This is a genomic window from Bacillus sp. AK124 (genome assembly GCF_053903085.1).
On sequence record NZ_CP096378.1, the window covers coordinates 1,035,085 to 1,055,000 of the forward strand.

At 45.3% G+C, this 19,916-nt stretch carries 18 protein-coding genes, 1 rRNA gene, 1 pseudogene and 1 riboswitch (1 of these 21 running past the window's edge); of the genes and pseudogenes, 10 read left to right on the top strand and 10 right to left on the bottom strand.

All coding sequences use genetic code 11. The annotated features are described in order from the left end of the window. Window positions 1-205: 205 nt before the first annotated feature. Window positions 206-1,387 (top strand): alanine racemase, encoded by a 1,182-nt coding sequence (gene alr, locus M1E06_RS05135; RefSeq protein ID WP_020452719.1) that lies wholly within the window; start codon window positions 206-208, stop codon window positions 1,385-1,387. Window positions 1,388-1,562: 175 nt separating this feature from the next. After that, on the top strand, window positions 1,563-2,480 hold the full coding sequence (locus M1E06_RS05140; protein ID WP_065643701.1) for a class I SAM-dependent methyltransferase: 918 nt from the start codon (window positions 1,563-1,565) through the stop codon (window positions 2,478-2,480). Window positions 2,481-2,524: 44 nt separating this feature from the next. Here M1E06_RS05140 and M1E06_RS05145 read toward each other — a convergent pair whose 3' ends face one another. Both M1E06_RS05145 and cudC read right to left on the bottom strand, forming a co-directional pair. Continuing rightward, complete coding sequence (locus M1E06_RS05145; RefSeq protein ID WP_065643908.1) at window positions 2,525-4,153, bottom strand: sodium:solute symporter family protein; 1,629 nt, start codon at window positions 4,151-4,153, stop codon at window positions 2,525-2,527. Window positions 4,154-4,273: 120 nt separating this feature from the next. Beyond that, window positions 4,274-4,828 (bottom strand): choline uptake/conversion transcriptional regulator CudC, encoded by a 555-nt coding sequence (cudC, locus tag M1E06_RS05150; protein ID WP_023856013.1) that lies wholly within the window; start codon window positions 4,826-4,828, stop codon window positions 4,274-4,276. 320 nt (window positions 4,829-5,148) lie between these two features. Here cudC and betB point away from each other — a divergent pair, with 320 nt between their 5' ends. The 3 genes from betB to M1E06_RS05165 all read left to right on the top strand — a co-directional run bounded on the left by betB (window position 5,149) and on the right by M1E06_RS05165 (window position 8,538). Continuing rightward, window positions 5,149-6,621: a betaine-aldehyde dehydrogenase gene (gene betB, locus M1E06_RS05155; protein WP_216904474.1), complete on the top strand. Its 1,473-nt coding sequence runs from the start codon at window positions 5,149-5,151 to the stop codon at window positions 6,619-6,621. 17 nt (window positions 6,622-6,638) lie between these two features. Next, a complete protein-coding gene (locus M1E06_RS05160; protein ID WP_020452714.1) occupies window positions 6,639-7,847 on the top strand; it encodes an iron-containing alcohol dehydrogenase in 1,209 nt (402 codons plus the stop codon). 109 nt (window positions 7,848-7,956) lie between these two features. After that, entirely contained in the window at window positions 7,957-8,538 is a 582-nt protein-coding gene (locus tag M1E06_RS05165; RefSeq protein WP_145608210.1) for an MOSC domain-containing protein, read from the top strand. A 45-nt stretch (window positions 8,539-8,583) separates the two neighbouring features. Here the strand turns inward: M1E06_RS05165 and M1E06_RS05170 are convergent, their stop codons facing one another. Then, window positions 8,584-9,069: a DinB family protein gene (locus M1E06_RS05170; protein WP_033155020.1), complete on the bottom strand. Its 486-nt coding sequence runs from the start codon at window positions 9,067-9,069 to the stop codon at window positions 8,584-8,586. Window positions 9,070-9,185: 116 nt separating this feature from the next. On the opposite strand from M1E06_RS05170, the gene M1E06_RS05175 reads away from it, so the two are divergent. After that, entirely contained in the window at window positions 9,186-10,100 is a 915-nt protein-coding gene (locus M1E06_RS05175) for a DMT family transporter (protein WP_020452711.1), read from the top strand. A 10-nt stretch (window positions 10,101-10,110) separates the two neighbouring features. Here the strand turns inward: M1E06_RS05175 and M1E06_RS05180 are convergent. The 6 genes and pseudogenes from M1E06_RS05180 to M1E06_RS05205 all read right to left on the bottom strand — a co-directional run bounded on the left by M1E06_RS05180 (window position 10,111) and on the right by M1E06_RS05205 (window position 14,484). Then, window positions 10,111-11,419: pseudogene (locus tag M1E06_RS05180) on the bottom strand (TrkH family potassium uptake protein). Window positions 11,420-11,421: 2 nt separating this feature from the next. After that, window positions 11,422-12,078 (bottom strand): potassium channel family protein, encoded by a 657-nt coding sequence (locus tag M1E06_RS05185; protein WP_020452710.1) that lies wholly within the window; start codon window positions 12,076-12,078, stop codon window positions 11,422-11,424. A 123-nt stretch (window positions 12,079-12,201) separates the two neighbouring features. Next, a complete protein-coding gene (gene pcp, locus M1E06_RS05190; RefSeq protein ID WP_143261206.1) occupies window positions 12,202-12,849 on the bottom strand; it encodes a pyroglutamyl-peptidase I in 648 nt (215 codons plus the stop codon). A gap of 79 nt (window positions 12,850-12,928) precedes the next feature. After that, the gene (locus M1E06_RS05195) at window positions 12,929-13,057 is read right to left on the bottom strand and encodes a hypothetical protein (RefSeq protein ID WP_023856006.1); all 129 of its coding nucleotides are present in this window, start codon (window positions 13,055-13,057) and stop codon (window positions 12,929-12,931) included. A gap of 1 nt (window position 13,058) precedes the next feature. Beyond that, window positions 13,059-14,171, bottom strand: coding sequence for a response regulator aspartate phosphatase (locus tag M1E06_RS05200; RefSeq protein ID WP_020452708.1), 1,113 nt, complete (start codon window positions 14,169-14,171; stop codon window positions 13,059-13,061). Between the two features lie 124 nt (window positions 14,172-14,295). After that, window positions 14,296-14,484 carry a hypothetical protein gene (locus M1E06_RS05205; RefSeq protein ID WP_003184678.1) on the bottom strand — a complete coding sequence of 63 codons (189 nt, stop codon included), beginning with the start codon at window positions 14,482-14,484 and terminating at the stop codon, window positions 14,296-14,298. A 179-nt stretch (window positions 14,485-14,663) separates the two neighbouring features. Between M1E06_RS05205 and M1E06_RS05210 the strand changes: the two genes are divergently transcribed. Further along, on the top strand, window positions 14,664-15,659 hold the full coding sequence (locus M1E06_RS05210; protein ID WP_020452707.1) for a processed acidic surface protein: 996 nt from the start codon (window positions 14,664-14,666) through the stop codon (window positions 15,657-15,659). 106 nt (window positions 15,660-15,765) lie between these two features. Further along, window positions 15,766-16,323, top strand: a complete 558-nt coding sequence (locus M1E06_RS05215; RefSeq protein WP_023856005.1) for a class D sortase — start codon at window positions 15,766-15,768, stop codon at window positions 16,321-16,323. Between the two features lie 41 nt (window positions 16,324-16,364). Here the strand turns inward: M1E06_RS05215 and thiT are convergent, their stop codons facing one another. After that, window positions 16,365-16,949, bottom strand: coding sequence for an energy-coupled thiamine transporter ThiT (gene thiT / locus M1E06_RS05220; protein ID WP_101561540.1), 585 nt, complete (start codon window positions 16,947-16,949; stop codon window positions 16,365-16,367). A gap of 111 nt (window positions 16,950-17,060) precedes the next feature. Then, window positions 17,061-17,160: riboswitch (TPP riboswitch) on the bottom strand. A gap of 161 nt (window positions 17,161-17,321) precedes the next feature. Here thiT and M1E06_RS05225 point away from each other — a divergent pair. Beyond that, entirely contained in the window at window positions 17,322-18,422 is a 1,101-nt protein-coding gene (locus M1E06_RS05225) for a GntR family transcriptional regulator (protein ID WP_216904476.1), read from the top strand. Window positions 18,423-19,022: 600 nt separating this feature from the next. Continuing rightward, a 16S ribosomal RNA gene (locus tag M1E06_RS05230) occupies window positions 19,023-19,916 on the top strand; it runs 656 nt beyond the window's last position.

A 19,916-nucleotide genomic window follows, 5' to 3' on the forward strand; every position in this document is an offset into this window, starting at 1 on the left:
GATTTGCATTTCCTTTGGCAGCAGAAGAAAACCTTCGATTTAAAGTCTGCACGGCACGGTCTTCTGCTGTTTGCCTTCCACCGCTAACGATTACTGACTGAATGATTTCGCCCGAAGCTGAATAAGAATGAGATAGAAAGCATCCGGGCAATTTTCGAACGGCTACATGAATGAATACTATGTGACAAGAAAGAAGGGAGCGTTGATGAAAAAGCTTTGCCGGGAAGTCTGGGTAGAGGTAAACCTTGATGCGATTAAAAAAAATTTGCGCGCATTTCGGCGGCATATTCCGAAGAGGAGCAAGATTATGGCTGTCGTAAAAGCAAACGCTTATGGTCACGGCTCGGTGGAAGTGGCACGCCATGCACTGGAAAACGGCGCGAGTGAGCTCGCCGTTGCCTCGGTGGAGGAAGCGGTCGTTTTGCGAAAAGCGGGGATTGACGCACCGATCCTTGTGCTCGGTTTCACCCCGCTTAGCTGTGTGAAAGAAGCGGCAGCTTGGAATATATCGTTATCAGCATTTCAAGTTGACTGGATTAAAGAAGCGAACGAGATATTGGAAACAGAAGCAACCCCTGACCGGCTGTCTGTTCATATCAATGTGGATACCGGCATGGGGCGTTTAGGTGTACGCACAAAAGAAAGGCTTTTAGCAATTGTGGAAGCGCTGGCGGCAAGTGAAAACCTCAGATGGGAAGGGATTTTTACGCATTTTTCCACAGCTGACGAACCGGATACTGAGCTAACCATGATTCAACACGAAAAGTTTATCAGCTTTCTCCGCTTTCTGAAAGAACAAGGCTTTAAGCTGCCTACGGTGCATATGAACAACACGGCCGCGGCGATCGCTTTTCCGGAATTCAGCGCTGATATGATTCGCTTAGGTATCGGAATGTATGGATTATATCCTTCCGATTATATCAGGCAGCTCAATCTCGTTAAGCTTGTGCCTGCACTAAGCTTGAAGGCGCGCATCGCTTATGTGAAAACCATGTTGACAGAACCGCGGACCGTTAGTTATGGGGCTACATATGTTGCGGAGCGCGGGGAAGTGATTGCCACGATTCCGGTCGGCTATGCTGACGGTTATTCCCGTGAACTTTCCAATCGCGGATTTATTCTACACCGCGGAAGACGGGTGCCGGTGGCGGGAAGAGTAACAATGGACATGATAATGGTCAGTCTGGGAGAGAGCGAAGGTAAACAAGGAGAGGAAGTCGTGATTTACGGCCGGCAAAAGGGAGCTGAAATTTCCGTTGATGAAGTTGCGGAAATGCTTGATACGATCAATTATGAAGTGGTATCTACAATAAGCTGGCGCGTCCCCCGTTTTTATATAAGAGACGGCAAGATTTTTAAAAAGTCGACCCCGCTGTTATACGTGTAGTTTTCCCATACTCACAGGCTGTTTTCTCGATCATTGATAAAATAGGAAAAGTGAAAATTCTTGACAAAAAAATTTATTTATGCTATAATTTACTAATTGAATATTGGTGTGTATAATAGGATTCTCCTGGCCGGGAGAATCCTATTTTTTTGCGTTTGATGAAGGAGTGTACGACATGAAAAAAGATGAATCGAGTGTAACGTCTCTTATTTCGGCTTTTGGCAGAGCTTATCACAGCCAATATGATGAACCAAAAATTTTTGATGACAATCTAGCCAAAACGCTCATTTCCCAACAAGAATTTTCTGATATTAAAAACAGTTTCATTCAAGGTATACAGTTCTTCAACAAAGATATAGCGGAAAAATACGAGGGAGACGATGAAGAAATATTAAAATGGGTCACACAAATTCAGCTCTCTCCGACGCCGCTCGCGCGTGCCGCATATTGCGAAAGCGTGCTGCACCATGAGATTCGGTTTGGAGCAGAACAATACGTGATTCTTGGGGCAGGGCTGGATACTTTTTGTTTTCGGAACCTAGAGTTAAAAGGCAAAATTGATATCTTTGAAATTGACCATCCGGCGACACAAAAATGGAAAAAGGAAAGGCTGGAGAAAGCCGGTTTTCACATCCCGGCCCATCTTCATTTTATTCCTTTGGACTTTGCCAAGGCATTTTCTTATCAAGAATTGGCTGATAAGGGTTTTCATTTTAACAAAAAAACGTTCTTTAGCTTTTTGGGCGTTTCCTACTACTTAACAAAGGAAGAAACCGAAAAATTGCTGAGACAATTAATGGCTGATCTTCCTTCAGGGAGTTCGATCGTTTTTGATTATGCGGATGAAAACCTGTTCAAAGAAAAAGGTTTCTCCAACAGGGTGGAAAATATGGTGAAAATGGCAGCGGCAGGCGGAGAACCGATGAAGTCATGCTATTCGTATCAGGAAATCCAGCATATGCTGGAGCAATCCGGACTGCTCGTTTATGAGCATTTGTCACCGTCGGATATTCAAGAGCGTTATTTTAAAAATCGAAAAGATGATCTGTCAGCCTTTGAAACGATTCACTACATTCATGCCGTGAAAAATTAAACACGAATCAAGAAAAACGCCCGGGGCCGGGCGTTTTTCCTATTTTAAGCCGCGCGATCGTCTTTCTGTTTTTCTTGGGGGAGTACAAGCTGTTTAGGAGGGCATTTGCGCTGCGTCAATTCGGACACAGCGAAGATCGTCATAAATGCTGTAACCGCAGCCAGCGTCCGGAAAGGAAAGAGGACTGTGCCGTCTTCAATCATCGGATACGGCAGAAGCGGCGGGATGCCGAATGCGGGTTCACCGCCGCCCAGCCTCAGAATGACCGCAACTGCAAATCCGGAAATTGACCCGTACAGGTTTGCTCTTTTATAAAAGAGGGCCATTGTTAACTGGGGAAAAAGAATGCAATAAACTAAATCCGATGCCAAATACCATAAAGTATAAACGCTTTTGACATTCAGCGCGATGATCGCTGCTCCCGCGCCGAACAAAATGATTGAGCGTTTGACGACTTTTTGCAGCTGTTTTTGGGTGGCCTTCGGCTTGATCAGCGGACGGTAAATATTCCATGCGGCCATTGATGATGCCGATAGAATCGATGAGTCCATGCTTGACATAACGGCAGCTGCAATTGCACCCAAACCGATGCCAGCGATAATTCCGGGCGTTAAATACGCAAGCGTTTGCGGCAAAATCATCGCCGGGTTATCCGGAGCGCTCGCTCCGAACAGGCTCCAATCCGCACTGTTTCCGGCAGCTCCGATGATCACGCACGGAATGGCGGCAATGATACAGATCACTCCGGCAATAATCGACTGCCACATGGCGGCGTTTTCCGATTTTGCCGAAAGAACGCGCTGAAAGTACACCTGCCATGCGATACCACCGAAAATTAAGAGGAGCGCATTATCCCACCAGTTCCAAAACAGGTTTCCCCATTCAGGATTTTTCCAGCCGTCCAACGGCGGAAACAGATTGGCGCTGCTTCCGAAATCGTGCCTGTAATTTGCCCATACGATATCGAATGAACCGACATTTGACAACACAAATGGGACGACTAAAAACAGCCCGAGCAAAATGATGATCATTTGGAAGACATCTGTGAAAGCGACTGCCCACATGCCTCCGGCCACCGTATAAGCGATGGCGATCATCGCCGAAAGAATAATCGACGTTTGGAAATCGATATTCAGAATCATTCCGAAAGTCGTGCCCAATGCCGTTAAGATCGCGGCGCTCCAAAACAATTCTCCTAACAGCGCCGGTATATATAAAACACCGGCCATCCGCTTACCGAAGCGCTGTTCGAGAGGATCGATAATGGTCATAAATTGATGACGGCGCATTTTTCTGGCGAAGAAAATACCGCCGATAATCAGGCTTAATGCGTAGCCCCAGGGTGCCTGGGCCCAGATGAGACCGTCGCTGTAAGCCGATTCGGCCGTTCCGTTAATATATCCGCCGCCGACCCATGTTGCGGCCATCGTCACCATTCCGACGAAAAACGGCATGCTCCTTTTTGCCACGATCATATCAGAAAAAGAATTTGATTTCTTTGCTGCGTAAAAAGCGCCTAAATAATAGGTGAAAGCAAAGAATATCATCATCGAGATAAAGCCGCCCCAATGAATGTCTGCATTCGAAATGCCGATATACGCGAGTAAGCCTCCCGCAAACAACACAAAAATACCTAATTTGATCCAGCTTTTTTTCTTCTCAGCATAATTCATGTATGCACATCGCCTCCGGTAATAATTTTTCGAATTTTCTTGAAATTAAAATGTGAAAAAAGGTTTTGCGCCACTCTGGGAAGTATGCAAACTGCTGACTTCAGAGCGGATAAAACCTTTTTATTCCTTGTTATCAATCGGTATAAACTCAAAAATCTCTCCGGACTGGACAGATTTCGCGAGTCTCAGCAGCCAGTCATAATACGGTTTTGACTGTTCCAACTGGTCATAAAGAGTTCTCGCTTCTTCTTTTATACTTTCGTCAAGCCCATCGCTTTCGACGATGTCCTCCAATGCTTTTTGAGCGTCTTGAATGGCCATGAGATTCACTTTGACTTCCCTTTCCCATTTTTGCGGGAAAAAGCTTGTGAAAAATTTGAAGAAATCCTTTTCAGCAACAAAGCTGTGTTTTCTTCTTCCTCTATGGAATGTCTTTTTGACGACGTTTAAGTCTTGGAGTTTTTTTACGCTTGTGCTCATGCTGGGCTTGCTCATTTGCAGTTCTTCCCGCATTTCGTCCAGTGTCATTTCATCCGAAAGGTACATGGTTCCGTACAAAATACCCGCACTCCGGGTAATGCCGTACAGATCCATCGTTTCTGCGATTGAATCAATGACAAGATCTTTTGCCTGTGCGATCGCTTCTTTTGCTGAAAGATCACGGGGATTGTCCATTACTTGCCTCCTTTCACAGGAGCGGAACATCAGCATTGCAGATTCAATGCCCCGGAAAAACGGGGATTAATCTGAAATCCGCGTTAAGTTTGTTAAGTTATTTCTGTATGTTCTTTATCTTAACGAAAGAAATTCAAATGTCAAAATCAAAATTTTTTTTCAAATGGCCTCAGCCCGTGTGAGTACTGCGTTCATATAAAATTCAAAAAAATAATCAGCCTGATTTTCTTTGACACAAAAAATGGCACATGATAAATTCAAAGTGTTCAAAACGTTAAATTTTTATTTAACAAACTTTGCGTAATGAGGAGGCTGCTTTTATGAGTCAAACACTTTTCATTGACGGAAAGTGGGTGGGCGCCAAAAAAGGCGAAACCCGCCAAATTATCAACCCTTACAATCAAGAGCATATTGAAACCGTCAGTGAAGGAGACAGAGAAGACGCTGTTCGGGCGATTGCCGCAGCGCGCCGCGCCTTTGACGACGGCGAGTGGGCGAATACGCCGGGTCTTGAACGAGGCAACATCGTATTAAAGATCGCCGAACTGATCAGACGCGACCACGAAGAGCTGGCAGAGCTTGAATCGCTTGACACCGGCAAGACGCTTGAAGAAAGCAGAGCCGATATGGATGATATTGCAAACGTATTTCAATATTATGCAGGGCTTGCGGATAAAGATGGCGGAGAAGTCATTTCTTCACCGATTCCCGATTCTAAAAGCGAAATTGTCAGGGAGCCGGTCGGTGTCTGCGGGCAGATCACACCATGGAACTATCCGCTTCTGCAGGCTAGCTGGAAAATCGCTCCGGCTTTGGCAGCGGGCAACACGATCGTTGTCAAACCAAGTGAAATCACACCGCTGACAACCATTAAGATCTTCAAGCTGATGGAAGAAGCCGGTGTGCCTAAAGGGGTTGCCAACCTTGTTCTCGGCCCCGGAGCCACTGTCGGCGATGAACTTGCCAGAAATACAGACGTCGACTTAATTTCCTTCACCGGCGGAATTGAAACCGGAAAGAAAATCATGCAGGCTGCAAGTACGAATGTGAAAAAAATTGCGCTTGAGCTTGGCGGAAAAAATCCGAATATTGTGTTTAAAGACGCAGATTTTGACGTAGCGGTTGACCAGGCGCTGAATGCAGTATTCTTCCACGCAGGACAGGTTTGCTCCGCGGGTGCTCGTCTTCTCGTTGAAGAATCCATTCATGACGAGTTTGTCGCAGAGCTTGTCAAACGTGCGAAAAAAATCAAGCTCGGCAACGGATTCCACGAGGAGACACAGAGCGGTCCGCTCATTTCAGCTGAACACCGCAGCAAAGTTGAAAAATATGTGGAAATCGGCCTGCAAGAAGGCGCCAAGCTGGAAACAGGCGGAAAGCGTCCGGAGGACCCTGAACTTGCAAATGGATTCTTCTATCTGCCGACGATCTTCTCGGGCTGTACATCAGATATGAGAATCGTTCAGGAAGAAGTATTCGGTCCTGTATTAACAGTTGAATCATTCAAAACAGAAGAAGAAGTGGTCTCACTTGCAAACGATACGATTTACGGCCTTGCCGGCGCCGTTTGGTCAAAAGACATCGAAAAAGCGGAATGCGTCGCTTCCAAACTGCGCATGGGAACCGTCTGGATCAATGATTTCCACCCGTATTTCGCACAAGCGCCTTGGGGAGGTTACAAGCAGTCAGGCATCGGCCGCGAGCTTGGCCGCATGGGCCTTGAAGAATACACGGAAGTGAAGCACGTCTACCGCAATACGAAACCGGCGGCTGTCAATTGGTTTAAAGCATAAGAAGGAGGAAATGATTCATGACTTTAAATATGAAAGTAGAAGCGATGAACAAATTCCACACGTTTGAAATCCCGACCGTCATTAAGCACGGAATCGGAGCCGTTAAACATGTGGGCGAAGAAGTGAAAAAACTTGGCGTTTCAAAAGCGCTGCTTGTCACAGACCCCGGCATCTACAAAGCAGGTGTAACAAACCCGGTCGTTGAATCCCTTCAGGAAGCAGGCGTTGAAGTTGTCGTCTTTAATAAAGTCGAGCCGAATCCGCCTGTCCGTCTTGTCGCTGAAGGTTCCAAACTGTATGCTGAAGAAAACTGCGACGGCCTTGTAGCAGTCGGCGGCGGAAGCTCAATGGATACGGCGAAAGCGATCGGAGTCGAAGCCACTCATGAAGGCTCGGTTCTTGACTATGAAGCGGCAGAAGGAAAGAAGCCTCTTGAAAACCGGATTCCTCCGCTTACAACGATCCCGACGACTGCCGGAACCGGCTCAGAAGTTACACAATGGGCGGTTATCACAGATGAAGAGCGTGAATTTAAATTCAATACGGGCGGCCCGCTGATTGCTGCTCACTTGACAGTTATCGATCCTGAATTGCATGTATCAATGCCTCCGCACGTCACAGCGATGACCGGCGTTGACGCTTTGGCTCACGCCATCGAGTGCTATACGATGAAATTTGCTCAGCCGATAACTGACGCGGTGGCCCTTCTTGCCATCGAATACGGCGCACATTACATCCGCAGAGCGTTTGCCGATGGGGAAGATCTTGAAGCGAGATACGGCATGGCGCAGGCGGCTATGCTTGCAGGCCTTTCTTACGGAAGCGAATCTGCAGGCGCTGCTCACGCGATGAGCCAGACGCTCGGAGGAATCATTCCTGTCGCGCACGGCCAATGTGTGGCGGCGATGATGGGTCCTGTAATGGAATACAACTGGAAAGGCTACCCTGAAAAATTTGCCCGCATTGCAAAAGCGTTCGGCATTGACACAAGCGGCATGTCTACAGTGGAAGCGGCTAAAGCTGCAGTGAACTGGATGTATCAGCTTGTGGAAGACTTGGAGATTCCTAGTCTTGAAGAGCAAGGCGTATCACCTGACATGATCGACCGCCTTTCAAAAGAAGCGATGAAAGATCCGCAAACGGTCGGAAACCCGAGAGACCTGAACGAAAAAGCGTACAATTGGATTTACAAACGCTGCTTTAATCTAACCCCGAAAACTGTATAAAGAAATGCATGAATCCCGCTGTGTGAACGCACAGCGGGCTTTCTCAATTTGAGAAAAAAAGGGATACATTGTAAAATAAATCACATCTTGAAAAAAGGGGATGGGTTGAATGTGGAAAAAGCACACGGCTGTTGCAGAGAACGTATACATAGCGGACACACCGTCATTTGTGACAGAGAAACAAGAAAAGATTGTGATTGATTATGGGGGAATACCGGGTGATCTGCATTTTGGACTGACGAAAAAAGCGGGAGCAAGGGAGCCGATGTATAAAAGAGGGACGGAGATTTTCAACAGGAGGCAGATTTCAATTGTCTCGGTCGAAGAGTGTCTTGAGATTGCCGGACGGCTGAACGTTCCTGCGGTCCTTCCGGAATGGCTCGGGGCTAATATCGCATTAAGCGGACTGCCTGATTTAACTTCATTAAGAGAAGGAAGCAGAATCGTTTTTCCAAGCGGCGCCTCTCTGTTGAGCGAGGGTGAGAACGAGCCGTGCATTCAGCCCGGAGAAGTCATTCAGGAGCAGTTTCCCGACAAACTGAAGCTTGCTTCGCGCTTTGTGCGCCATGCGATCGGAAGAAGGGGAATCGTCTGCGTCGTCGAACGCCCCGGCTTGATCCATCAAGGCGACCAGGCAGAAGTGTGGGCGTATTCGCCTGCTGCCACGAAAGACGCCAGGTCGTTTGCCTGAGCGGATGAAAAGCCCCGGGCCTCTAAAGCCGGGGCTTTCCGTGTATTATAATAGTTTCTGTTTGATTTCCTTGATCTGTTTAATATGTCTTCTTTCATGATGGCCGATGAAGTCGAGCCACTGTCTGACCGTAAGCTCTTCGAAAACCGGATGCGGCAGCACCCTTTGAAAATCTTCATCATGAAAGGCGGCGATGACTGAAGTTAATTGTGTTCTGACATTGTCGAGCTCAGCTTTGAGGGTTAAAGCATCCGCCGTTTTTCTTTCAGGCTCTGCATATGGGGGCGCCTTTCGTTTGGAGCTTCTGTCTTCCGACTGATGCACCGGTTTATCTTCGATTGTTTTGACCGGTGCATGTTTGATTTGTTCCTTTAGGATTTGAAGTGCCATCAGGTCGATTTTTTTCAGGTGGTCGATCACTTCTTGAATGCTCCATTCGTCCTCCGAGGGCCTTTTATTCAGCGTTTCGTCTGACAGGCCTTGAATCTCGCTCCAAAGTTCTTTTCTCGCTTCATTAAAAATGCTCATCATATCCCCTCCTGTTTTTACTGTACCATATCGCAGGCTGGTAAAATAACCAAAAAACACTCGATTTTCGCATCGCCATCGGATATGCTTAAGAAAAATGAATAGAAGGAAGGATTTATTTGAGAACAACATTGTACCCGTATATCGCATTAGTGGTCGGGGTGCTGGCTGTGTCTTCCTCCGCCATCTTTGTCAGACTGTCAACGGCTGACGCTGGAATCATCGCTTTTTATCGTCTCTTTTTTTCCGCTTTGCTGATCTTTCCTTTTTTCTGGGGAAAAAGAAAAGAAGTCTTGAGTTTTTCGAAAAAGGACTGGCTGTTTTCAGCGGCAGCGGGGTTCTTTTTGGCATTTCATTTTATTTTATGGTTTCGTTCGCTTGAATACACCTCAGTGGCGAGCTCGGTTGTTCTTGTGACGCTGCAGCCGATTTTTTCTTTTATCGGTACATACTTTTTATTTAAAGAAAGAGTGTCGTTCGCTGGAATCATCAGTGCGCTTCTCGCGATCGGCGGAAGCGCGTACATCAGCTGGGGGGATTTCAAAGTAAGCGGCCAGGCGCTCTACGGCGACATTCTTGCACTATTGGCGTGTGCGCTTGTGACGGCATATTTGCTGTTTGGCCAGCATGTCAGAAAACGCCACAGTTTGACCGTTTACACGTTTATTGTGTATGGAATCAGCGCCATCACTTTATGCCTGTACTGTCTGTTTTCGGGCGCCGCCTTTTTTTCTTATCCTGCGTCAGATTGGGGGTATTTCTTTCTGCTTGCCGTCATTCCGACTTTGCTCGGGCACTCGCTGTTTAACTGGGTGCTGAAATGGCTGAGCACAAATATGATTTCTGTGGCGATTTTATTTGAACCTGTCGGAGCGGTTGCGCTGGCGTATTGGATTTTAGACGAATCCGTCATGATGACGCAGGTGATCGGCGGAGCGGTCATTTTTTCAGGTATTATCTTGTTCATGGCCTCGCAAAGCATGAGGAAAAACACCGTCCCGTCCGTGAAAGGGAAAACACATAAGGCGCTTTAAAGTTTGCACCTTATCCGGTCAAAATATCTTCGCTTGAATAGCGGATGTTTTCCTGTTCAGGTCTGGCCAGGGAAAACGCCAATGTGAGCGGTCCGAGTTTTCCGAGAAACATAATGAAAATAATCAGTATCTTTCCGACAGGGGTCAGGTCAGCCGTAATCCCCATTGACAGGCCGACCGTGCCGAAGGCTGATACGACTTCAAACAAAATCGCCAAAAACGGCTTAGGTTCTGTCATATTTAAAATAAAGACAGCCGCTAAAATCAACAGCACACTGATAGTCGAAATAGCGAGCGAACGAATGATCAATTGGTCTTTCAGCGTTTTTTTTGCTATCGAAATATGTTTTTTGCCTTTTAAAAAAGTGATAACCGACAGGAGAATGACAAGAAACGTCGTCAGCTTGATTCCTCCGCCGGTGGATGCGCTCCCCGCTCCGACAAACATAAGAAGGAGCAAAAGTGTGATCGTGCTTTCGTGCAGGCTTCCGATATCTGTCGTGTTAAACCCGGCTGTTCGCGGGGTCACGGCCTGAAAATAGGCGCCCCAAAGTTTTTCAGCTGGCGGAAGCATGCCGAGCGTTTTTTGATTTTGATACTCCAGCAGAAAAATAAAGATCATGGCTGACAAATTGATGATAAACGTATCAATTTCGAATGAAGGCTTAACTTTTCAAGCTCCGCTTATGCCATAGATCAGACAATACGGTAAACCCTATCCCGCCGATGATAAACAAAAAACTGATCACCAAGTTGACGAGCGGATCGCTTTTATACCGTATTAAACTGTCCGGCCAAATGGAAAATCCCGCATTGTTAAAGGCGGAAACCGCGTGGAACAGGCTGTAGTAGACACCGCGTGCGAAACCGTATTCAGGAACCCATTTGACAGCCAGTATCAGCATGGCCAGCATTTCAATTGCGAAGGAGTAAATAATCAAACTCTTGATGAGCTTAATGATCCCGCCTAAAGAAGTTTGATTGAGAGACTGTTGAATCAACAGCCGTTCTTTCAGGCCGATTTTTTTCCCGAGCATGATAAAAATGAGCACTGCAAATGACATGATGCCGAGTCCCCCGATCTGGATGAGAACGAGGATCATGAGCTGACCGAACAACGTATAATCCGTGCCTGTATCAACGACGGCTAGGCCGGTAACAGTCATCGCCGATGTCGATGTAAAAAGCGTATCAATCCAGCCTATGGGTTTAGACGTCGCTGCCGGGGTCTTCAATAAAAGAGTTCCTAATATGATGAAAAATAAAAACACCAGCACGAGCAGTTGGGACGGGCTTAATTGAATCTGTTTAAACTTCACGGTTAATCGCCCTTTTTTTCAAAGGTCTCAATATCTTTGTTTTGCCCGATCACAATCAAAATATCGTTTTCGTATATCAAGTCATCAGCGCTCGGTGCGATGATGAAATGCCCGTCTCTTTTTATGCCGACGATGTTGCAGCCGAAGTTGGCGCGTACATCGATATCCCCCAGGCTTCTTTTGTCCAGCTTTTTTGTTGCCACAATTTCGACGATGCTGTAATTTGGCGACAGCTCAACAAAATCGATCATCTTTTCCGAGGTGATATGGCTGGCTATCCGCTTGGCCATATCTTTTTCGGGATGAATGATACGATGGACGCCGATTTTATGGAGAACCTTTTGGTGATAGTCATTTTGCGCTTTCGTCCATACTTTGGGAACGCCCATTTCAATCAGCAAAAGCGAAGTCAGAATGCTTGCTTCAATGTCATCGCCGAATGATACAAAGGCGTGATCGATGTTGCGTATTCCGATTTGTTTCAATGTATTTTCATCAACGGCATTGGCGCAAATGGTGTAGGTTGCATAAGCAGAATATTCGTTTACTTTTTCTTCGGATTTGTCGATGCCTAAAACTTCAGCCCCTTTTGCGTGGAAGGCTTTGACAAGACTGCCGCCGAACTGACCGAGCCCGAAAACGGCATAAGATTTCTGCATCCGTGTTCACCCTTTTATCTGTTTTTCTTATAGTGTTTACTTTTTTAAAAGAAAAACACACAGGGATGTACAAGAATCCGGAAGTGTGCGAATCCGGAGAGCCGCCTTGAGGCGGCTTCGGTTTCAGCTGAGCGAGCCTCCGGTTTCGCGAATGTCTTTTTCGTGAAGGGCAGAGACGACGGCGGCTAGCCTCAGCCCTTCGACGATCGTTTCAAGGCTGAGGCTCGGCTCGTGCTTATCGACTGTTTGTTCGGGGAGATACGGAATGTGGATGAACCCTCCGCGGATGTTTGCCGAGGTGCGGTCTATACGGTGCATTAACTGGTAAAAAAGATGGTTGCATACGAATGTTCCAGCTGAATTAGAGACGGAGGCCGGGATTCCGTTTTTTCTCAACTCTTTCACAACGAGTTTGATAGGAAGCGCGGACCAGTAAGCTGCAGGCCCGTCTGCCGCGATCGGTTCATCGATCGGTTCCCGTTTTTCATTATCCGGAATGCGGGCGTCATCGATGTTGATTGCGATGCGTTCTGGAGTAATGTGAGCCCGGCCGCCTGCTTGTCCTACACAAATGACGATATCGGGATGGTGCTTTTCGATCGCTTTTTCCAAAACGGCCGCTGAATGATGAAAAACGGTCGGGATCTGCTCCGCCACGATAGAGACGCCTTCGACTTTTTCTCCGTTCAGCCGTTTTACAGCTTCCCAAGACGGATTGACCGTTTCTTCCCCGAAGGGGTCAAAACCTGTCAGCAGTACTTTCTTTCCCATATCGATCCCTCCTGAATATGAATATAAAGTGCAAAATACCCATTCAGAAGATGTCTGAATGGGTATTTTTTTAAATATTTTATGCTCCTGATCCCCGGGATGCCAGAAGTACCTGATCTCCTTGAGAAGCCGCTTCCGGTGCATGGTTTACGAATGAAAAGCTGATAACTGCGCCTAATACAACTGCTGTTAATAATACTTTTTTCATTTTATTCTCCTCCTCTTCCAGCGAGCTTGCTCGCCTTGTCTGTTTTAATGTAAAAGTATATGGCTTCTTCATATAACTTTTCTCGCCTGTAGTAATTCGCTACATCCATCAATAATTCCTCCAAATCTACCCAGGCTTTTTCATTTTCTAACTGGTGAACATAGTCCTTGATTATTTCCAGTTTATTCTGTGTATCAGAATATAATGTATATAAAATTTTGAATTTCAATTCGAAAATTTCGCTGTTCATTTCCCGGGATTTTTTAAAGCCCACTTCGATCCATTTAAATGCTTGTTTGTGTGCGTTGGTTTTGAAAAGAGACCTTGTGTTTTCATAAACGCAAAGAAGGTAAGCATACTTGGCTTTCGTTTCAAAATCTTTGATTGCAAAAGCTTTATTGTAATACTTTAGCGCTTCCTCCTGCTTGTCTTCCTTACTCTTCAAAAAGCCCATATTATAGTAGGTACACGGTAAAAGGAATTGGTCGCCGATTTTTTCGGTTTTTTCGATCGCTTCTTTTAATAATACTTCACTTTCGGAGAACTTAAATTGGTCAATATAATTGAGCCCGATCAGCATTTTGCAGTTGATGACCCGCTTGGCATACCCGTCATACCCTTGAAAGATGCCGGAGGCAATGTTGATGTGATGAATCGACAGCCATGTCGCTTTTAAGTTGTAATACAAAACACCGATTTTATAATGAAATTCAGCTTTTTCAATTTCATTTTGAATGACGCTCAGTCTTTTTTCCGCTATTCTGAAAAAATTGAGCGCTTCTGTATGGTTTTGCTTGTAGTCCTCATAAATCCCTTTAAACAGGTAAAAATAATAATTCAGCTTGTCGTCCGTACTTTTTGGATCTTTGTCTTGAAAACTGATGGCCTCCAATTTTTCGGTGGAAGATTGGGAGATATCTTCAAGAAGGAGCCTTAAGCGAAAATCGAGCATTTGATAATAGAGTAGAACGTCATGATCTTCTTCCATTTTTTCAATTGCTTTATCTATGTCATCTTTCATTTCGATTGAGCCTGAAATGTCTCTTTTTTTCATCAGTATGTACCAGTCGTTGAGCATATTGGCGACTTCTTGTGAAGCCACGGCTTTGGCCATTCTCTTCCCTCCAATCTTTGTGAATTTTTTGTAAATTGAAGTTCTATTAATCATAGCATAAACTGCTGCCGTCTGTGAATAACGCTGAAATGCAAGTTCGCCGGTGAAAAGTTCATTTCTGAAATTAAATCGTCATTTTCCAAAAAAAGTGCGCGAAAAAAGCGAAAACCGCGCCAAGCGGAATACAGGAGATCATTGCGGTTCCGTTGACCAGCCCGTCAGCTCCGCTTATTTTCAGGGCTTCCCGGTAGCCTATTAAAAAGTGGATGATCGATAGGACGTAACATAAGAGCATCATATAGTAAGGGTTCATTTGCATACCTCCTCTATTCGCTTTACTATATTACATTCAATAGAGGGGAAGATTATGCCTGTTTAAACAGGAAAAAGAACAAAATATTATAGACGAAAAGATTTTCAATTACAATACATGTTTTTAAAAATATTTCCACTATAATCAAAATGAAAGATAAATTTAGGGGGTCATAAGAAATGAAAAAAAGGCTGATGTCACTATTGGTCTGCATCCTGGTTTTAGTGCCGGCAGCTGGTGCTTTTGCCGCGCCGAAACAGGCCGAGCTTCAAGAGTATCTTGAAGAAATAGGAATGACAGAAAAAGAATTGGAAGCTTATTTACAGGATACATATGATGAAAGTTTAAAAGATTTTGAGTCGGTGGAAGAGTTGAAAGATTTTTTAGGGGAAAGACTGACTAATCAACTTTTGGCATCCTATTTAAAAGAATACGGATTGAGCGAAAAAGAAGCGGCTGACCTTTTTGTTGAAAATGGCTATATGGAAAGCGGCCAAAACATTCTCGACGTGTTTATGTTTGAATACGAATTGGACGATGCGCTTTTCACTGTGACATATGAAGAAGACGATTTTCAGATCGGGAACCTGTTTCAAGAATTGGGTGTGGATGATCAGGAGTGGGAAAGGCTCGTGAATCATCTCCGAAAGGTGCGCGATAAAAATCCAAACCTTGAAAATGATTTGATGGCTCTTGGAGAACGTCTTGAAGCGGTAGCCGATTTCGAGTCTGTATCAGAGCTCTCAGCTCAGGATATCGCTGAAATGCTATCCATTTTAAACGATCTTCAGAAGACGCTTGAAGTGAAAACAAAATACTATCTTGTTAAAGACGGAAAGAAAAAAGAAGTGTCTTTGACAACGCTTGTCAGCGCGGAAGATCTGAAGGGAGCAAGCCTTCTGGTGGAAGTATACGATCTGCAAGGCAACTTCATTTTGGATGTATTGCTGACGCCTGACATGATCGGATCTGATTTAATTCATGATACAGGGTCAAAAGTGAAGCAAACCCAAACGGCTGTCAAACATGATTCAAAGCCATCTCATGTGAAAAAGACGGTTAAAGGGGCAAAGCTTCCAAAGACAGCCGGGCATTACGCGGAATGGTCGATCTTAGGCGCCGTTCTGATGTTTGGAGGATTCTTCATGATCAGAAGGCTTCGCAAAGCGGCTTAACATGTCACTTCCCATTCTAATTATGTAGAGAATGGGAAGTTTTTATAAGGAGTGAAAGGAAATTAAGGCACATCGAAAAAAAATCATCTGGCTCGCAGCTATTGTGATGGTTGTGTGCGGCGCTTATTTTACAACAACGAATGTGTTCAAGTTAATGCACGGCTACGCTCTTTTTTCATTTCAGCAGATGAAAGAAGAAGAAAAGCCTGAAAAACCTCCGATTCAGACGGCGAAAAAAGAAAAAACGGTGATTGATCAAACATTTAAAACCGGGGAGAAAATCGGTGATCTTGTCATTCCGAAAATCAATGCAAGGATTCCTATATATCACGGGACAGATGAAGACGAGCTGCAAAAAGGCGTGGGCCATTTCGCTGGTTCCGTTCTGCCTGGAGAAGATGACAACTCGGTTTTATCAGGCCACCGGGATACGGTTTTCCGAAAACTCGGCCGAGTGGGGAAGGGCGATCAGTTAATTGTTGAAGCTTCCTACGGAACTTTTACATACAAAGTGAAAAAGGTGCGGATCGTGGATGCGGATGACCGGACGGTGATTGTACCAAAGCCGAGAGCAACATTGACGGTTTCCACCTGCTATCCTTTTGACTTTATCGGTTCAGCACCGGAGCGGTATATATTGGTCGCAGATTTGATTAAATCATAAAAAAACAGCGGAATCTCAGGCGAGTCCGCTGTTTTTTTATGCTATCTCATGTCTGATCTGTTTTCCAGGAGTTTTGGCGCGGTTAGCAGCAGTAAACAAAGGACAATTGTGCAGACAATGAAAGACGGAAGCATATATGTTCCATTATATACCAAGGAATAAATCCATACCGGAGTGCCTTCAGGCGCATAGTTTCCAAAAAAGACAGCGCCGCTGATGACATGAGCGAGAAATTTCAGTCCGCTTCCGAGAAAGACGGCCAGCGTAACATAGAAAATGATCTTTCCTTTTTGTTTCTCGATTGAAGCGTTTCTGATCGATCCGGCAAAAAAGCCGCCGATACCCGCGGCCGTAGGCGCGATAAAATAATCAAGAAGAAGCTGCAGAGGATGATAAACGTAAAATCCTCCAGTGACAAACTGAAGCAATCCGGCTAAAAACCCGGTTGCCAGCCCTGCCTTCAGCCCCCATCTAAAGGAAATCAGGAAGATCGGAATCATCATGACGGCGATTGAACCGCCTTGAGGCATTTTTAAAAACATTCCGGACACCATATCAAGTATAAGTGCTATTCCTGTCATAAACGCAATTTCAATCAGCTGTACAAGTTGTTTAGATTGATTCATCATAACCCTCACTTTTGATGAACAAAGGGATACTGGACTTCTTTCCCAATAAAAAAAGCAATGCGGGGAAGGAGTAGGAAAGTTTTCCACGCACTGCTTTGGATGCAATTAGAAATGACTTTGCCACATCCCTACGCCAGCGTTAACTAACAGGTTCAAAGGGTCAGAACGGTCGTTCACTCTCAGCCTCGAGGCTCCCCTTGTGGTCATCAAGTTATTTAGTTATATTCTACTATACTAAAAAAAGAAACGGACGACAAGCTGATTTTTCGAAAAATTTTGCTTAATTTCTCCAATATGTAGCAATGCAAACATCTTTTCCTTTATAATAGAACGTATTCGTACGTACAAGATCAGTAAAGGGTTGATCTGATGAGTGAACCTACAAAATACAGCATGGTGAAAAATAAAATTAAATCGTGGATATATGAAGGAAAAGTGAAGCCGGGGGAAAAAATTCATTCGGAAAACGAATTGATGAAAATATTTGATGTAAGCAGGCACACGATCCGGCAAGCGATTGGCGACCTTGTTCATGAAGGGCTTTTATACAGAGAGCAGGGCTCAGGGACGTATTGCTCTCACCGTCTTCAGCTTTCTGAAAAAGGAAGGGAAAGAAATAAGATGATCGGGGTTATTACGACTTACCTTTCGGATTACATTTTTCCTTCTATTATAAGAGGAATCGAATCGTCACTGTCCAGCGAAGGATACACCCTTGTCGTCGCGAGCACCAATAATGACATTGAAAAAGAAAAACAATGCCTTGTGAATATGCTCGATAAAAAAATTGCTGGGTTGATCGTGGAGCCGACGAAAACAGGAAGCTTTAACCCGAATTTAAGTTACTATCTGACGCTTGAACAACATCATATTCCGTATTTGATGATCAACCAATTTTATCAGGAGCTAAATCCGCCCCATTTCATTTTGGATGATGAACACGGCGGCTTTATCGCCACTGAGCATTTGATTAAACTCGGCCATGAAAAAGTGTTCGGTTTCTTTAAACAGGACGATATGCAGGGCGCCAACCGGATGAAAGGATTTATCCGTGCTTTCAGAGAAAACGGCTTGTCGTTTTACCCTGAAATGGTCGTGACGTACACAACAGAGAACAAAAAACAAAAAACGATAGCTGAAGCCAGGAAGCGGCTTTCTTCATCAGACCGTCCGACTTCCATATTCTGCTATAATGACGAGATAGCGCTTTTGGTGTTGGATGTCGTGAGGGAATTCGGTTTGAAAGTGCCGGAAGACATTTCGATTGTCGGATATGACAACTCACATTTGAGCGAGGCATCTGAAGTGAAGCTGACGTCAGTCACTCATCCGAAAATGCAGATGGGGATTGAGGCGGCAAAATGGATGATTGCCAAAGTTGAGGGACGCAACACGAATCAGCTTGAACATTCCACCGTCTACAAACCTGAACTGGTTGTCAGACATTCGACCGCCAAGCTGAAAAGGTAGGCTGCACAATCTTTATCCGCCAACCAGCGTGAATGAAAATGAGAAGAATATATATTCTGTTACAAAGCTCCGGAATGAGGAGCTTTTTATTCAAGTAAAAGCTGATAACGGAGAGTTTAATGTCATCCTCGAAGCTTTGGACCATGTGCAGCTTTAGCAAATCAATTTTTAAAGACCGCTGTATACTTTTATATAGAAGAAAGCAGTAAGAAGAAATAAATGCTGTCAACTGCCTGAGGTCGAGATGATCAGGAATCATCTGAGTCCAAATCATTTGATTATTATTTTTTTAAAAAAGCTATTGTGCAAAACGAAAATAGATGTTATATTAGTATCCGCCCCTAAAAAGGAGGCTTTATAAAAACAACTTCGAAAATCTTTTGAAAAAAGTTGTTGACATTCACGATGATAGAATGTTATATTAGTAAAGTCGCTTCTTCGAGAGGCGGAAATGATCTTTGAAAACTAAACAAGACAAAACGTACCTGTTAATTCATTAAATAAATCGTACATGCGAATGTGCGTAGTCAGGGGCCTGCACGATGCAGGTCATGCAGATGTTGTCACAGGATGTGACGAACTTAATCTGCGCTCCATTATTTCATGGAGAGTTTGATCCTGGCTCAGGACGAACGCTGGCGGCGTGCCTAATACATGCAAGTCGAGCGGACAGATGGGAGCTTGCTCCCTGATGTTAGCGGCGGACGGGTGAGTAACACGTGGGTAACCTGCCTGTAAGACTGGGATAACTCCGGGAAACCGGGGCTAATACCGGATGCTTGATTGAACCGCATGGTTCAATTATAAAAGGTGGCTTTTAGCTACCACTTACAGATGGACCCGCGGCGCATTAGCTAGTTGGTGAGGTAACGGCTCACCAAGGCGACGATGCGTAGCCGACCTGAGAGGGTGATCGGCCACACTGGGACTGAGACACGGCCCAGACTCCTACGGGAGGCAGCAGTAGGGAATCTTCCGCAATGGACGAAAGTCTGACGGAGCAACGCCGCGTGAGTGATGAAGGTTTTCGGATCGTAAAACTCTGTTGTTAGGGAAGAACAAGTACCGTTCGAATAGGGCGGTACCTTGACGGTACCTAACCAGAAAGCCACGGCTAACTACGTGCCAGCAGCCGCGGTAATACGTAGGTGGCAAGCGTTGTCCGGAATTATTGGGCGTAAAGCGCGCGCAGGCGGTTTCTTAAGTCTGATGTGAAAGCCCCCGGCTCAACCGGGGAGGGTCATTGGAAACTGGGGAACTTGAGTGCAGAAGAGGAGAGTGGAATTCCACGTGTAGCGGTGAAATGCGTAGAGATGTGGAGGAACACCAGTGGCGAAGGCGACTCTCTGGTCTGTAACTGACGCTGAGGCGCGAAAGCGTGGGGAGCGAACAGGATTAGATACCCTGGTAGTCCACGCCGTAAACGATGAGTGCTAAGTGTTAGAGGGTTTCCGCCCTTTAGTGCTGCAGCAAACGCATTAAGCACTCCGCCTG

Excerpts from the sequence above, each read along its gene's own strand:
- alr (WP_020452719.1), top strand. The coding sequence starts at position 206 with ATGAAAAAGCTTTGCCGGGAAGTCTGGGTAGAGGTAAACCTTGATGCG.
- M1E06_RS05140 (WP_065643701.1), top strand. The coding sequence starts at position 1,563 with ATGAAAAAAGATGAATCGAGTGTAACGTCTCTTATTTCGGCTTTTGGC.
- M1E06_RS05145 (WP_065643908.1), bottom strand. The coding sequence starts at position 4,153 with ATGAATTATGCTGAGAAGAAAAAAAGCTGGATCAAATTAGGTATTTTT.
- cudC (WP_023856013.1), bottom strand. The coding sequence starts at position 4,828 with ATGGACAATCCCCGTGATCTTTCAGCAAAAGAAGCGATCGCACAGGCA.
- betB (WP_216904474.1), top strand. The coding sequence starts at position 5,149 with ATGAGTCAAACACTTTTCATTGACGGAAAGTGGGTGGGCGCCAAAAAA.
- M1E06_RS05160 (WP_020452714.1), top strand. The coding sequence starts at position 6,639 with ATGACTTTAAATATGAAAGTAGAAGCGATGAACAAATTCCACACGTTT.
- M1E06_RS05165 (WP_145608210.1), top strand. The coding sequence starts at position 7,957 with ATGTGGAAAAAGCACACGGCTGTTGCAGAGAACGTATACATAGCGGAC.
- M1E06_RS05170 (WP_033155020.1), bottom strand. The coding sequence starts at position 9,069 with ATGATGAGCATTTTTAATGAAGCGAGAAAAGAACTTTGGAGCGAGATT.
- M1E06_RS05185 (WP_020452710.1), bottom strand. The coding sequence starts at position 12,078 with ATGCAGAAATCTTATGCCGTTTTCGGGCTCGGTCAGTTCGGCGGCAGT.
- pcp (WP_143261206.1), bottom strand. The coding sequence starts at position 12,849 with ATGGGAAAGAAAGTACTGCTGACAGGTTTTGACCCCTTCGGGGAAGAA.
- M1E06_RS05195 (WP_023856006.1), bottom strand. The coding sequence starts at position 13,057 with ATGAAAAAAGTATTATTAACAGCAGTTGTATTAGGCGCAGTTATCAGC.
- M1E06_RS05200 (WP_020452708.1), bottom strand. The coding sequence starts at position 14,171 with ATGGCCAAAGCCGTGGCTTCACAAGAAGTCGCCAATATGCTCAACGAC.
- M1E06_RS05205 (WP_003184678.1), bottom strand. The coding sequence starts at position 14,484 with ATGAACCCTTACTATATGATGCTCTTATGTTACGTCCTATCGATCATC.
- M1E06_RS05210 (WP_020452707.1), top strand. The coding sequence starts at position 14,664 with ATGAAAAAAAGGCTGATGTCACTATTGGTCTGCATCCTGGTTTTAGTG.
- M1E06_RS05215 (WP_023856005.1), top strand. The coding sequence starts at position 15,766 with ATGGTTGTGTGCGGCGCTTATTTTACAACAACGAATGTGTTCAAGTTA.
- thiT (WP_101561540.1), bottom strand. The coding sequence starts at position 16,949 with ATGAATCAATCTAAACAACTTGTACAGCTGATTGAAATTGCGTTTATG.
- M1E06_RS05225 (WP_216904476.1), top strand. The coding sequence starts at position 17,322 with ATGAGTGAACCTACAAAATACAGCATGGTGAAAAATAAAATTAAATCG.